This is a genomic window from Burkholderia sp. AU30198 (genome assembly GCF_020419825.1).
In the GTDB taxonomy this organism is placed as follows: domain Bacteria; phylum Pseudomonadota; class Gammaproteobacteria; order Burkholderiales; family Burkholderiaceae; genus Burkholderia.
The window spans coordinates 599,892-612,784 of the sequence record NZ_JAIZSA010000002.1 but is presented as its reverse complement, the minus strand read 5'-3'; the positions used below and the strand labels follow the sequence as shown (position 1 = coordinate 612,784).

The following is a 12,893-nucleotide window of genomic DNA, read 5'->3' as shown; positions in this document are numbered from 1 at the left end:
CGCTGAGCGCCACGCGTACGGTCGCGCCGCAGCAGTCAGAAGATACGGTGGCCGAGCCACCAACCGCCGGCCGCGAACAGCGCGGCCGCCGGCAGCGTCAGCACCCATGCCCACACGATATTGCCGGCCACGCCCCAGCGCACGGCCGACAGCTTTTGCGTCGCGCCGACGCCGACGATCGCGCCGGTGATCGTGTGCGTGGTCGACACCGGAATGCCGAGGAACGATGCGAGGAACAGCGTCATCGCACCGCCGGTTTCCGCACAGAAACCGCCGACCGGCTTGAGCTTCGTGATCTTCTGGCCCATCGTGCGCACGATGCGCCAGCCGCCGAACAGCGTGCCGAGGCCCATCGACAGGTAGCACGCGCCGATCACCCACGCGGGCGGCGCATCGGCCGTCGCCGACGCATAGCCCGACGCGATCAGCAGCATCCAGATGATGCCGATGGTCTTCTGCGCGTCGTTGCCGCCGTGGCCGAGGCTGTACAGCCCGGCCGACAGCAGTTGCAGCCGGCGGAAGCGCCGGTCGACCTTGCTGGGCGCGGTGCGGAAATACAGCCACGACACGCCGAGCATGAACAGCGAGCCTAGGATGAAGCCGAGCAGCGGCGAAATGAAGATGAACGCGATGGTCTTCAGCAGCCCGTCGATGTTCAGCGAACCCCAGCCGGACTTCGCGAGCGCCGCGCCGACGAGGCCGCCGATCAGCGCGTGCGACGAGCTCGACGGAATCCCGTAGTACCAGGTGATCACGTTCCAGCCGATCGCACCGACCAGTGCGCCGAATACGACGTAGTGGTCGACGATCTCGGGATCGATCGTGCCTTTACCGACGGTCTGCGCGACTTTCAGGTGGAAGATGAAATACGCGATGACGTTGAACGCCGCCGCGAACACGACGGCCTGCTGGGGCTTCAGCACCCCGGTGGACACGACGGTGGCGATCGAGTTCGCCGCGTCGTGAAAGCCGTTCATGAAGTCGAATACGAGTGCGACGAGCACCAGCGTCGCGACCATCCATAGGGCGAGTTGTATCGAATGCATCTTGTTGATTCGCTCAGGCGTTTTCCAGCACGATGCCTTCGACGATGTTCGCGACATCCTCGAATTTGTCGGTAATGCGTTCGAGCAGGTCGTAGACGCCCTTCAGCTTGATGAGCGTCTTCACGTCGATGTCGTCGCGAAAGAGTTTCGATATCGCGGATCGCAGCACGCGGTCGGCGCGGGTTTCGAGCGCGTCGATCTCTTCGCAAGCCTTGAGGATCTGTGCCGACTCCGTCATGTCGGACAGCCGGTTCACCGCGATTTGCGCCTGCAGCGCCGACTGCACGACGATATCCGCGAGTTCGCTGGCCTCCTCGGTGACGGACTTCAGGTCGTAGACCACGACAGTGGTCGCGACGTCCTCCATCAGGTCGAGGATGTCGTCCATCGTCGTGACCAGCTTGTGGATTTCGTCACGATCGAGCGGCGTGATGAAGGTCTTGTGCAGCAGGTCGATCGCGTCGTGCGCGAGCTTGTCGCCGGTTCGTTCGGTGGTCTGGACGTTGGCCATGGCCAGCTCGGCATCGTCGAGATTGTCGAGCAGCATCTGAACCTCACACGCAGCCAGCACGATGTGCTGCGCATGCGTGTCGAAGAGGTCGAAAAACCGGTTTTCGACGGGAAGGAAGCGTCCAAGCATGGATTCTCCGGGGAAAAGGTGGAAGGGCTGAGCCGGGTCAGGCTGCGCACGGGCGGCACAGCGTGCTGTTGCCGAATGCGACGTGTCGACGCTCCGCGAGCGAGCGCAAGTCCAGCGGCCGCTGGTTGACGATCGAGCTGGCGTGCCCGGCCGACAGGTCGGGATTGACGAAGTACATCAGCGACTTGCGCGGTGCGCGCGTGCGCGGGCGTTCGACGGCATGCTGCATTGCCGGTACTTCGCCGTCGGTGAGCGCCTCGAGGAGCGAGCCGGCCAGTACGATCATTTCGTCGGGCCGCGGCAGCGCCGAAATCGGCGACGAGTCGGGTAGCAGGATCAGGCCGGGGGCGGTCGGCCGGATGAACGACAGCAGGTGGCCGTCTTCGTGCGGATCCTGCAGATACGCGCGGTCGTGGCTGCCGTGATGCGGGTCGTATGCGCAGAACTGCAGGTATGAGCTGTGCCGGACCGGCGCCTGCGGTGTACCGCCGAGGTTCTCGCATACCGCATCGAGCAGGTCCTGCGCGATTGCGTGGATACAGGCTTCGTAGGCGGCCATCTCGCGATAGAACGCGGATTTGGCCAGTGCAAAGCCGTGATGTGCGTCGCGCCGTGCGACCCAGTAGCAGAACCGGTCGCACAGATCAGGCCGGTCGGGCGTATGCGAGTATTCGAGCCCGAACGGCAGGAAGCCGTCGGTCTGGTCGGGAAACGAGAACGCGAGCTTTTGCTTGCGATCCAGCTGGTCATAGGCTGCTGCGAGCCGCTCGAAATGCATGAGCAGCGCGTACGGCATCTTGAAGTAGACGTAGCTGTCGCGGATCAGGCGGCTGGCATGGAGTTTCATACGGTTTTGCATGGTGTTCTCCCGGTACATCGGACATGGCGTGGTGCCGAAAGGCGGGCATTGCCGCGTTGCGGGCACATGAGAAGGCGGGTCGTGGTGTGCGCGATCCGGTCGGCGTCATCGCGGAGCGCGTGACGGAGTGGCATCGGAGCGACGCAAATGACGTATGAGGAGGGGGCGACGCGGGAGAGCGTCCTTGCGGCTGTCGTGGGTGAACCGGTGTTGCCGGTTCGACTGAGCGGAGATATCGAGTCGTGTCATGGGTGCTCCAGGCGCCAGAGGCACACGGCGGGAGCGCCATGACGTCAACGACGGACGAGCGCTTCCCGCCGCGCCGCGTCGGGCGCGATCGGCTGATAAGAGGCTGGGAATCGGGTGTTCGCCGGCATGGCGTGCGAACGCGCGCCGGCGCAGCTTAATCGGCTACTGTCGTCGTCCATTTCGAACTCCTGTCTATTTGCGAAACACGTACGTGAACCTGGGCTGCACACGCGCGGGCATGCGGCCGGACACACGCACGCGACGCGGGTCACGTACGGACGCCGCCCGGGTGTCGAGCGGCCACTGAATGGTCGAGTACGGGAACTTCGGATCGACGGCATGCCGATCCTGAAAGACACCGCATCCTGCTATCCCGGGATGCGGCAGAAGACAAGGCTCTGCGAAGCTTCCTCAGGCGGCAGTCAGGTTGGTACAGGACCAACTACAACTCGCATCGGTAGGCACAGAAGCCTCCATGAATGAAAACGAGTGCGATGGTAAGAGGGAACCGCGCGGCGCGTCAATCGAAAACTTCGCACGCGTTTTACGCGGCTTCGCCGGCGGGTTGCCCGGGTGCGATCGGGCGCTGCCGGCGATGCGCCGAAACAATTTCGGGACAGCGGGCGGCACCCGGCCGGCGGGTCCGGCTGAACGGGTCAACGCGGTTCGCCGGCGTCGGGCATCATGTCGCTTCGACGACGACGGCCGTGCCGTAGCAAATGACTTCGGTCACCCCCGACCCGATCTCGGTCGAGTCGTAGCGCATTGCGACGATCGCATTCGCGCCGAGCTTGCGCGCATCGGCGAGCATCTTGTCGAAGGCGTGCTGGCGTGCCTTCTCGCACAGCGACGTATAGAGCGTGATGTTGCCGCCGAAGATCGTCTGCAGCGAGGCGCCGAACGAGCCGACGATCGAGCGCGAGCGCACGATGATGCCTTGCGCGACGCCGAGCGAGCGGACGGTCGTGTGGCCGGGCAGGTCGAAAGCCGTCGTGACGCGAGCGGGCGACAGATCGTCGAAGGAGCGGCTGGTATCGGTCATGGCGGAACCTGGGTAGCAGAGTGGTCGAACGATGATTCTATCCGGACGCGCGCACGAAGCCGGCGATGAGCGTTTCGCGGTATCGCGAGGCCGCTGGTCACACAATCGAGAGGCGGGCAGTGTTTAACGAATGTATCAACGCGTTCTGGCAGCAGAAATTTTCAGGCGACCGGTGCGTTTATGACAGCGACGATCTGCGGATCGCCGTCAGTTCTGCGCTCGACGACGAGCAGGGCATGATCCTCGTGCCGAGCGACGGGAAAAACCGGATCGTCGTGCAGGAGAAGGTTGCACGCACACTGCGCGTTGACGAAACGGCTGCGTGGACAATGGCCGCGTTCGTCGATCGCCTGTCGGCATCGGGCGGGGGCCTGTGTGGCGCGGACAATCTTTTCTACTATTGCGCGCCGGCCCTGGCCGATCTGCCGAATCACGCGATTCCCGCGACGATCAGGGCGCTGACGCCGGCAGATCGACCGGCATTCGATGCGTTCACCGCCGCGATGCCGGCAGAGGACCTCGATACGGCCAGCGTCGAGCTCGACCATTGGCGCGTCTTCGGGGCATTCGAGCGGGATCGGCTGGTATGCGCGGGCAGCGTGTATGCGTGGTGGAATTCCTGCGTGGCCGACATGGGCGTGCTGACGCTGCCCGAATTCAGGGGCAACGGCCACGCGCGCGGCGTCGTGCGCGCGATGAGTGTCGCGGCCTGTCGCGAAGGGCTGGAGCCGCAGTACCGGTGCCAGCTCGACAATCCGGCTTCCGCGGCAGTTGCGCAGGCGGTGGGCATGCGTCTCTACGGGACGCTGGACGAGATCGTCTGAATCTGGCCGAGGTCGCCGGGAAGGAAGCGCATACAGCCGCCTCCTTCCCGGCCGCGTGCCGTCAGGGCTTCGCAGTCGTGCCGCCATCGCCACCGAGATCGACTGCGTAGGCCAGCGCCAGCTTGCCGAACTTCAACGCATGATTCGCCTGGCGGTCCGAATTCTCCAGCGTGTCGTTCACGGTATGGATATACGGACTGTCGTTCTGGTCGGCCTCGAACGGGAACGACGCCGGGTACCCTTGCGCATTCCACGACGCGTGATCCGAGCATGCATACCCGCACTGCGACGTGCCGATCGCGAGTTCCGGCAGGTAGGTCTTCGCCAGATTCGTCAGGTAGGTGTTCTGCGACGCGTTCGTGTAGTCGGTGATCAGGTAGATATCCTTCGGATCGCCTTTGTAGTTCGTCATGTCGAGTTGCAGCACGCCGACCACGTTCGCATTCTGCGTGCGGAACTGCTTCGCGATCGCTTTCGAGCCGAGCAGGCCGGCTTCCTCGGCCGCGTACCCGACGAACTTGATCGTCCGCTTCGGTTTGTAGTTGTTCGCCAGCAGTACGCGCAGCGCTTCGGTGAGGCTGGCGATACCGGACGCGTCGTCATCCGCGCCAGGCGAGCGCGTGTTCTCCGTCGTGCGGCCGACCGTCGAATCGAGGTGGCCGCCCAGCACGATCGTGCCCGCAGCCGGATCGCTGCCACGGATCGTCAGGATCACGGATTTCTGCGGAAAGCCCGTGTGCGCGAACTGCTCGACGGTGATGTCGGTGCGCGAACCCGCCAGCTGCTTCCACTGCAACGCGAGCCAGTCCGACGCGGCGACGCCGTGCGACGTCGTGTAGTAGCGATTGGTGAAGCCGGACAGCGACGTGATCGTGCCGACGATGTTGCTGGCCTGAAGTTGCTGGATCCACGTGCCGATCTGCGGCGCGTTCGAGACCTTGTACACGGAGGCAGCGGCCTGCTTCGCGAGCGTCGGCGGCAGCGGCTGCAATGCCTGGCGTGCTTCGTCGAACGAATCGTGCACGACATAGCCGGGCCCGTGGCCGCGCGTATGGTGGACGGCGTGGGCCAGTTCGCCGAGCCGTGAATCGTCGATTTCGACGACGTGGACGGTTTCGCGGCGCGCGGCGCCGTCGGCCGTCTTGCCGGCTTCGAGCGTCGTACTGTATTGCGCGGTGGCGCTCGCGTCGATGCGTTGCAACTGGCGGAACGCCGCGTCGCCGAGCGTGATCCACACCGGCGTCGCGTGCGCGGCGGCGGTCAGCAGCATGCCGCCAAGCACGATGCTCAGGCGGGTCAGTTTCAGAGTAGGCATGTTCGATCTCGTGAGGATGGCGATGTCGAGGAAGCGGGCGCGCCGCAGGTCGTGCGATGCGCCCCCGCCTGCTGCGGAGTTACGACTTCTTCGGTACGGTCACGCCGTACGTGCAGCTCTGGTTGTACGCATTGCCGATCGCGGTGAGCTGCGCACTGCTGTAGCCCAGCGCGGAGGCGGCCGTCAGCACGGCCTGCGCGGCGGCCTTCTGGTTGGTCGAGCCGTTGGTCATCGACAGCCCCTTCAGGAACGCCTTGTCCATCGCCTGCGCACCGATCGCGTCACGCGCGACGAGGTTGCACGAGGCCCAGTACTGGCCGGCCGTATGGATCTCCGCGCCGCGTGCCTGCGCATAGGTGCGCCCGACGTTCCAGTTGGTCACGCGGCCGCCCCAGAACTCGTTATGGCCGTCCCAGTTGTAGACCCAGTGGTACTGCGCGTCCGACGGGCTCCACTGGTTGAAATCGCGGCTGTACGCGGCGGCGAGATAGTCGCCGGTGCCTTCCGACAACCCTTCCTGCTGCGACAGGCCGCCGTTCGTCACCCAGTCGTGGATGCCGTGCCCGAGCTCGTGGATCACGACGTCCGCATCCTCCGCATCGTCGACGCCGCCTTGCCCGAAAGTCAGCCGGCCGCTGCTCGACGAATACGACGAGTTGTCGTCGCCCGATTCGCCGTGCGGGTCGTACTGCACGCCACCCGTGTACTGGTACGGCATCGCCTTGATACCCAGTGTCTGATTCACGTAACGCAGGAACGTGTCGATGTGGTAGTACGCGTTCACGGCCTCGAAATACAGGTTGCCGCGCGTGAACTCGAACGCGGGTGTCGACTGCACGGGGCACGCGTTGTCGAGCGGTGCATCGAAATCGACGCATACCGCATACGGGCCCGAAAGCAAGTAGCGCCCGCCCGACTGCGCGAGATCCTTCAGCGTCACGCGCACGCGCGCAGCGGTGAGCTGCGACGAATCGGCGTCGTTGTTGTCCTTGTAGCCCGTGCTGCCATAGCTGCTCCTGGTCGGCGACAGCGGGTCGGGCCGGAACACGAAGCCCGTGCCGTCGGTCGCGTAGAACGCCTTGTCCTCGGCGCGCAGCACTTCGCCGCTGCCCGAATCGATCAGCAGTTCCCAGTCGCCTTTCGGGCCGTCGTTGGGGCGGCCGCGCACTTTCCACGCGGTATGCGTGCCGGCCTTGTCGACGAAGGCGACGAGTTGCGCATCCAGGTTCGTGAAGCCGCTCACGCCGAGATACGCGCGGGCGCGGTCGAACGCCTGTTGCTGGTCGACGGCCTGCGACTTGCGCGACGTCGCGACCACGCCGTTGATCGTGTTGCTCGCAACGTACAGGATGCGGCCGTCCTTCGCGACCGTCACCGCGATATCGCTGCCGTACACGGGCAGTCCGGCTGCCTGCTGCTGCAGGCGCACGACGGTGAAATCGGCATCGCTGCGCTCCGACGTGACGACGAGGCTCGCGAGCGCGGTCGCATCGAGCCCGAGCTGCGTGGCCTGCGACGCGACGAAGTCGCGTGCGGTGGCGGCGGGCGTCGTGGCGGTTTTCTTCGCGCGATACGCGGGGGTGTACAGCGTGACGGCGACGCCGTCCGCGCGGAACTGCCCGGCGGCCGTATCGGCCTTGGCGGCCGGCGGCGCGACGCCGCGTGTCAGGCTTTCGCGCAGGCTCGTTGCTTGCGGATTCGAGACTTTCGTATCGGCTGCGGTGCCGCCGACGATGCCGAAACCGAGCGCGAGACCCAGGGCGAGCGGCAGTGCTTTGCGTGATGTCTGCATACGTGATCCTCATCTCAACGGTTGGACACGCCCGCGCGTTCGTGGCGCGCAGGCACGACACGGCCCGCGCGCCGGCTCGATGGAGCCGGTGCGGCGAAGCGGTGTTGGGAGTGTCGACTGACTAAGGAACCCTAAATGTCAGGTCGAAAAGAAACAGGCGGGCGAACAGGGGGAGAGGCGCGGGAAGAAGCGAACGGCAGGCAGGTGCGGCGACGGCGAATCGAGCATCGTCATGTCATACCCCTCGGATCGGATCGATATTGGTTGGCAGCCTGCGGCGCTCGACATGCGTCGAGATGCAGCACGCATGTCGTTAGGCTGCCTATCTAACTTTTTTTGGTATGTTACAGAACATTTTCAGTGACATTCCAATTTATTTTCGATGATCGCTTCGGTCCGTCGATCAATCGCCGGCATTGTTCAGCGAGCGGCGGGAATCGCTGCCGGAACGCGCAATACCGCGCCGGATTGTGCTTGAAACCCGCGACGATCAGCGCGTCGCGCGACGGTCGTTGCGCGGGCTCAACCCGAATCGCGTGCGATAGGTGCGCGAGAAATGCGACGGCGATTCGAATCCGCACGCGACGCATACCGAGGTGATGCTCATGTCGGTCTGCTGCAGCAGTTCACGTGCGCGATCGAGGCGCAGGTTCAGGTAGAAATGCGTCGGCGTGTCGTTCAGCGTCGCGCTGAACAGCCGTTCGAGCTGACGCCGCGTGATCGACACCTCCTGCGCGAGCGCGTCGGAGCCGAGCGGGTTTTCCATGTGACGCTGCATCGTGCCGATCACCTGGATCAGCTTGCGGTTGTGCACGCCGTAGCGCGCGGCGATCTCGAGCCGCTGGCTGTCGGAGCGCTGCCGGATCCGGCTGACGACGAACTGCTCGGAGATCGCCGCCGCGAGATCGGCACCGTGCCGCCGCCCGATCAGGTCGAGCATCATGTCGATCGACGCGGTGCCGCCCGCGCACGTGATGCGCCGCTCGTCGATCTCGAACAGCTCCTGCGTCGCGTTCAGGCCGGGGTAGCGCTCACGGAACGCGGCCAGCGCTTCCCAGTGCAGCGTGAGCGGCTGCGATGCGTCGAACAGCCCGGCTTCCGCGAGCACGAAGCTGCCGGTGTCGATGCCGCCGAGCGTTGCACCATGACGGTGCTGGCGGCGCAGCCAGTCGCCGATCGCGCGCGTGTAGCACGTCAGTGGATCGAAGCCTGCGACGACGAACACCGTATCGACCTGCGCGACATCCGCGCAGGCGGCTTCGGCGGCGACCGGAATGCCGTTGCTCGCAGCGACGGGCGCGCCGTCGGCGCTGATCACGTGCCAGCGATAAAGCTCGGTGCGAAAGCGGTTCGCGACGCGCAGCGGTTCGACCGCGGACATGAAGCCGAGCGCGGAGAAGCCGGGCAGCAGCAGGAAGTGGAAATCCTCGGGCATCGGGGCAGGGGATGGAATCCGGTGGTCGTCACGCATCGCACGGGGTGGCGAGCAGGCGGGCAGGTGTTGCGGCCGGCTCGCGCGCGCCGAACGGTCAGCGGGAGATTATCGCGGGTTTTGCGCGGCGTCAGCGCGTTTTTGCGCCGCGCACGGAACGGCGCGCGGTGGTCGAAGGCAACTCGCCGAACTGCGCCTTGTACGCGTTCGCGAAATGGCCGAGATGGATGAAGCCCCAGCGCGCGGCCGCGTCGCTGATCGGCAAGTCGGCCTGCCGTGTATCGAGCAGCATCCGCCGCACTTGCGACAGGCGCAGCGAACGCACGTAATGCAGCGGGCTGGTCTGCACGACCGACTGGAAACTGTTCTGCATCGTGCGCCGGCTCACGCGCAATTGCGCGCACAGGCTCAGCACGTCGACCGGTGCTTCGGGATGGCCGATCACGAAGTCGTGCACGCGGCGCACGATGTCGGCGCGGCAGGCGTGCGTGAGACGATTCGACGGTTCGGGAATCCGGTACGTGAGGAGATCGACGAGCACGTTGCCGATCTCGCCGCGCAGTTCACGCTGCGCGCGTGCGTCGCGGTAGGTATCGGGTGCCGACAGCACGCGCTCGAGCTGCGTGGCGATCTGCACACTCGCGCGCATCAGCACGGCGGTGGGCATGTCGACGACACCGCGTCGCAACGTGGCTTCGTCGAGGTGGACATCGGCCGCGTCCTCGACCTGCTGCATCAGTTCGCCATCGGCGACGACGCCGATCAGCGACATGTCGTCGGGCGAGTGCAGCTCGAACGGTGCACCGCCGCGCGCCATCACCATCGTGCCGTGTTCGATGCGCACGCCGCCGAATGCGAACGCACCCGAGCCGGTGAGCGGCATGCCGAACACCGTATGGTCGTGCGGCAAGCGTCCGCGCTGGATGATGCGAACGTTGGCGGCTTCCTGGAACAGCTGCATGCCGTCCAGCACCGCATGCTTGATCGCGCTGCGATACGCGCCGGAGCCGATCTGGTCGTAACGCTGGTTCCAGCCCTGCAGCGCCTCGGCATGCCGGTCCGCGTTGTCGAACCTCTCGTGAAACACGAACACAGCGCCTCCAGGTGCATCGATCAGGACCGCGCAAGATTAAACCGACCGCGCGGTCGGCGCAATAAGGGGGAGCGCTATTCCGGACACATTCGTCAGAGGGTCGGAAGCCTCCGGCCGGCGCGGCTTTCAGGCGGTTTTCCAATATCCCGAATCGGCACGCACGCGGTGCCGGTCCGGGTGCTGACCGGATTTATTGTCGAACTACAGTCGCCCCACATCACGTGATTCCCCAACTGGAGGCGACATGAGGACAAGGCGACGAACCGCGGCGCTCGCGGCGACGCTGGCGTTCGCGACGACATGGATCGGCAGCGCGAACGCGACGGAACAGCCGGAGGAACTGGTCGTGCAGAAGATGCCGCCGTGGCATCCGCACGAGGTCTATATCGTCGACATCTCGATGCCGTCGATGACCGACGGGCGCATCTACGCGTACGACGCCGATGCGAAAAAGCTGCTCGGCCAGATCGACGGCGGCTTCGGCCCCGGCTTCGCGATTTCGCCCGATCACCGGACGAGCTTCGTCGCGACGACCTACTTTTCGCGCGGCTCGCACGGCACGCGTACCGACGTCGTCGAGATGACCGACAACACGACGCTCGATCACGCAGGCGAGATCGTGATTCCGGCGAAGCATGCGCAGCATGTGCCGTCGCCGTACAACACGGCGTTCAGCGCGGACGGCAAGCGGCTGTACGTCGCGAACATCACGCCGGCCGCATCGGTGACGGTGATCGATGCCGTGTCGAAGAAGGTGCTGTCGGAGATCGACACGGCGGCCTGCGTGCTCGCGTATCCATCGGGCAACGATCGCTTCACCGCGCTGTGCGAAAGCGGCAAGGCATTGACCGTCACGCTCGATGCGAACGGCAAGGAAACGAAGCGTGCGATGTCGGATGCGTTCATCGACGTCGACAAGGATCCGGCGTTCGTGAATGCATCGCGCTACAAGGGCGACTATCTGTTCGCGACCTACGGCGGCAACGTACTCAGCGCGGATTTCAGCGGCGACAAGCCGGTATTCGGCAAGCCGTGGCCGCTGCTGACGGAGGCCGAGCGCGCCGAAGGCTGGCGCCCGGGCGGCATGCAGCAGACCGCCGTGCAGGCCCGGCAGAACCGCTACTACGTGCTGATGCACAAGGGCGGCGACGGCTCGCACAAGGATCCCGGCACGCAGGTGTGGGTGGTCGACCTGAAGTCGAAGCAGCGCGTCGCGCGCTGGGATCTCGCGCAGCAGAAGATCGATCCGCTCGTGTCGATCCAGGTCAGCGAGGATGACAAGCCGCTGTTCTACGGGCTGACGGCGACGTCCGACCTCGTCGTGATGGATGCGCGCACGGGCAAGCTGCAGCACGTCGAGAAGCAGATCGGCAATACGTCGTCGCTGCTCGTCAACCCGTGAGGCCGCGATGACACTCGATCCCGTCCTTGCCACCAGCGCGCAGGCCGGCGCTGCCGTCGTCGTGCTGCTCGGCGCCGTCGCGAAGATGCGCCGGCCCGCCGCGTTCAGCCAGGCGCTGGCCGGCTACCGGCTGCTGCCCGACGCGTTGACCGCACCCGTCGCGTTCGCGATTCCGCTCGCGGAAGTCGTCGCTGCCGCGGCGCTGCTGTTTCCCGATACGCGCACGGCCGGCGCGCTCGGCCTGATCGCGTTGCTCCTGGCGTTCGCCGCCGCGATTGCGATCAATCTGCTGCGCGGCCACACCGACATCGACTGCGGCTGTTCCGGTTTCGCGGCCGCGCGCACAGATGCGCCGCGCGGCATCGGCTGGCTGCATGTCGGACGCGCGCTGCTGCTCACCGCGCTGGCCGCGACCGCGCTCGTCGAGCCGGGCGCACGCGCGGTCGTGTGGTTCGACTACCTGACGCTGTTCTTCTCCGTGCTGCTGATCGTCTGCGCGCTGCTCACCGTCGACGTGCTGCTCGCCAACGTACCGCGCCTTTCCCACCTGAGGAATTCATGATGCAAACCGCTCTCACCGTTTCCACCGCCCTGCTGTGGGTGGCTGTCCTCGCGCTCGGCGCGATCTGCCTCGCGCTCGTGCGCCAGATCGGCATCCTGTACGAACGCATCATGCCGGCCGGTGCCTTGATGATCGACAAGGGGCCGGCGGTCGGCGCGATCGCGCCGACGTTCGAACTGACCGACATTCGCGGCTCGCAGGTGAAGGTCGGCGGCTTCGATGCGTCGGGCAAGGCGACGCTGCTGTTCTTCCTGTCGCCGACGTGCCCCGTCTGCAAGAAGCTGCTGCCGCTGCTGCCGTCGCTGCAGGCGAGCGAGGCGACGCCGGTGAACATCGTGCTCGCGAGCGATGGCGAGGTCGACGAACACACGCGCTTCGCGCGCAAGCACGACCTCGGGCGCTTCCCGTACGTGCTGTCGCAGGAGCTCGGCCTCGCATACCAGATCGGCAAGCTGCCGTATGCGGTGCTGCTCGATGAAACCGGCACGGTGCGCGCGAAGGGGCTCGTCAACACGCGTGAGCATCTCGAGAGCCTGTTCGAGGCGAAGGAGCGCGGCGTCGCATCGCTGCAGCAGTTCGTGCATGGCGATCACAGCCACGACCACGACGCGCACGCGCAGCACGCATGACCGGCCGA

General features: G+C 65.6%; 12 protein-coding genes. 4 read left to right on the top strand and 8 right to left on the bottom strand.

The genetic code is table 11. The features are described 5' to 3' along the window. Nucleotides 1-35: 35 nt before the first annotated feature. From LGN19_RS08405 to LGN19_RS08390, 4 genes are all read right to left on the bottom strand, one after another. Complete coding sequence (locus LGN19_RS08405; protein WP_226213954.1) at nucleotides 36-1,046, bottom strand: inorganic phosphate transporter; 1,011 nt, start codon at nucleotides 1,044-1,046, stop codon at nucleotides 36-38. 13 nt (nucleotides 1,047-1,059) lie between these two features. Beyond that, a complete protein-coding gene (locus tag LGN19_RS08400) occupies nucleotides 1,060-1,686 on the bottom strand; it encodes a DUF47 domain-containing protein (RefSeq protein ID WP_122947833.1) in 627 nt (208 codons plus the stop codon). 37 nt (nucleotides 1,687-1,723) lie between these two features. Then, nucleotides 1,724-2,533: a 2OG-Fe(II) oxygenase family protein gene (locus LGN19_RS08395; protein ID WP_174976805.1), complete on the bottom strand. Its 810-nt coding sequence runs from the start codon at nucleotides 2,531-2,533 to the stop codon at nucleotides 1,724-1,726. A gap of 943 nt (nucleotides 2,534-3,476) precedes the next feature. Further along, a complete protein-coding gene (locus LGN19_RS08390) occupies nucleotides 3,477-3,836 on the bottom strand; it encodes a YbjQ family protein (protein ID WP_174956028.1) in 360 nt (119 codons plus the stop codon). Nucleotides 3,837-3,955: 119 nt separating this feature from the next. Between LGN19_RS08390 and LGN19_RS08385 the strand changes: the two genes are divergently transcribed. Further along, nucleotides 3,956-4,660 (top strand): GNAT family N-acetyltransferase, encoded by a 705-nt coding sequence (locus tag LGN19_RS08385; protein ID WP_226213951.1) that lies wholly within the window; start codon nucleotides 3,956-3,958, stop codon nucleotides 4,658-4,660. 61 nt (nucleotides 4,661-4,721) lie between these two features. On the opposite strand, the gene LGN19_RS08380 is transcribed toward LGN19_RS08385, so the two are convergent. The 4 genes from LGN19_RS08380 to LGN19_RS08365 form a co-directional block, all read right to left on the bottom strand. Beyond that, on the bottom strand, nucleotides 4,722-5,975 hold the full coding sequence (locus LGN19_RS08380; RefSeq protein ID WP_226213950.1) for a M20/M25/M40 family metallo-hydrolase: 1,254 nt from the start codon (nucleotides 5,973-5,975) through the stop codon (nucleotides 4,722-4,724). A 79-nt stretch (nucleotides 5,976-6,054) separates the two neighbouring features. After that, nucleotides 6,055-7,767 (bottom strand): M36 family metallopeptidase, encoded by a 1,713-nt coding sequence (locus LGN19_RS08375; RefSeq protein WP_226213949.1) that lies wholly within the window; start codon nucleotides 7,765-7,767, stop codon nucleotides 6,055-6,057. A gap of 490 nt (nucleotides 7,768-8,257) precedes the next feature. After that, the gene (locus LGN19_RS08370; protein ID WP_122947827.1) at nucleotides 8,258-9,202 is read right to left on the bottom strand and encodes a GlxA family transcriptional regulator; all 945 of its coding nucleotides are present in this window, start codon (nucleotides 9,200-9,202) and stop codon (nucleotides 8,258-8,260) included. Nucleotides 9,203-9,329: 127 nt separating this feature from the next. Next, a complete protein-coding gene (locus LGN19_RS08365) occupies nucleotides 9,330-10,292 on the bottom strand; it encodes a helix-turn-helix domain-containing protein (RefSeq protein ID WP_226213948.1) in 963 nt (320 codons plus the stop codon). 244 nt (nucleotides 10,293-10,536) lie between these two features. Here LGN19_RS08365 and LGN19_RS08360 point away from each other — a divergent pair, with 244 nt between their 5' ends. The 3 genes from LGN19_RS08360 to mauD are packed head-to-tail and all read left to right on the top strand — an operon-like array spanning nucleotide 10,537 to nucleotide 12,885. After that, on the top strand, nucleotides 10,537-11,694 hold the full coding sequence (locus LGN19_RS08360; RefSeq protein WP_226213946.1) for an amine dehydrogenase large subunit: 1,158 nt from the start codon (nucleotides 10,537-10,539) through the stop codon (nucleotides 11,692-11,694). A 7-nt stretch (nucleotides 11,695-11,701) separates the two neighbouring features. Further along, nucleotides 11,702-12,256, top strand: coding sequence for a MauE/DoxX family redox-associated membrane protein (locus LGN19_RS08355; RefSeq protein WP_226213945.1), 555 nt, complete (start codon nucleotides 11,702-11,704; stop codon nucleotides 12,254-12,256). Beyond that, a complete protein-coding gene (mauD, locus tag LGN19_RS08350; protein WP_122947823.1) occupies nucleotides 12,253-12,885 on the top strand; it encodes a methylamine dehydrogenase accessory protein MauD in 633 nt (210 codons plus the stop codon). Before LGN19_RS08355 ends, mauD begins: the two co-directional genes overlap by 4 nt. Nucleotides 12,886-12,893: the final 8 nt, after the last annotated feature.

What these genes read in the sequence shown, in the direction of transcription:
- LGN19_RS08380 (WP_226213950.1), bottom strand. Translation starts at nt 5,975, where the DNA reads ATGCCTACTCTGAAACTGACCCGCCTGAGCATCGTGCTTGGCGGCATG.
- LGN19_RS08375 (WP_226213949.1), bottom strand. Translation starts at nt 7,767, where the DNA reads ATGCAGACATCACGCAAAGCACTGCCGCTCGCCCTGGGTCTCGCGCTC.
- LGN19_RS08405 (WP_226213954.1), bottom strand. Translation starts at nt 1,046, where the DNA reads ATGCATTCGATACAACTCGCCCTATGGATGGTCGCGACGCTGGTGCTC.
- LGN19_RS08390 (WP_174956028.1), bottom strand. Translation starts at nt 3,836, where the DNA reads ATGACCGATACCAGCCGCTCCTTCGACGATCTGTCGCCCGCTCGCGTC.
- LGN19_RS08370 (WP_122947827.1), bottom strand. Translation starts at nt 9,202, where the DNA reads ATGCCCGAGGATTTCCACTTCCTGCTGCTGCCCGGCTTCTCCGCGCTC.
- LGN19_RS08395 (WP_174976805.1), bottom strand. Translation starts at nt 2,533, where the DNA reads ATGAAACTCCATGCCAGCCGCCTGATCCGCGACAGCTACGTCTACTTC.
- LGN19_RS08360 (WP_226213946.1), top strand. Translation starts at nt 10,537, where the DNA reads ATGAGGACAAGGCGACGAACCGCGGCGCTCGCGGCGACGCTGGCGTTC.
- LGN19_RS08355 (WP_226213945.1), top strand. Translation starts at nt 11,702, where the DNA reads ATGACACTCGATCCCGTCCTTGCCACCAGCGCGCAGGCCGGCGCTGCC.
- mauD (WP_122947823.1), top strand. Translation starts at nt 12,253, where the DNA reads ATGATGCAAACCGCTCTCACCGTTTCCACCGCCCTGCTGTGGGTGGCT.
- LGN19_RS08400 (WP_122947833.1), bottom strand. Translation starts at nt 1,686, where the DNA reads ATGCTTGGACGCTTCCTTCCCGTCGAAAACCGGTTTTTCGACCTCTTC.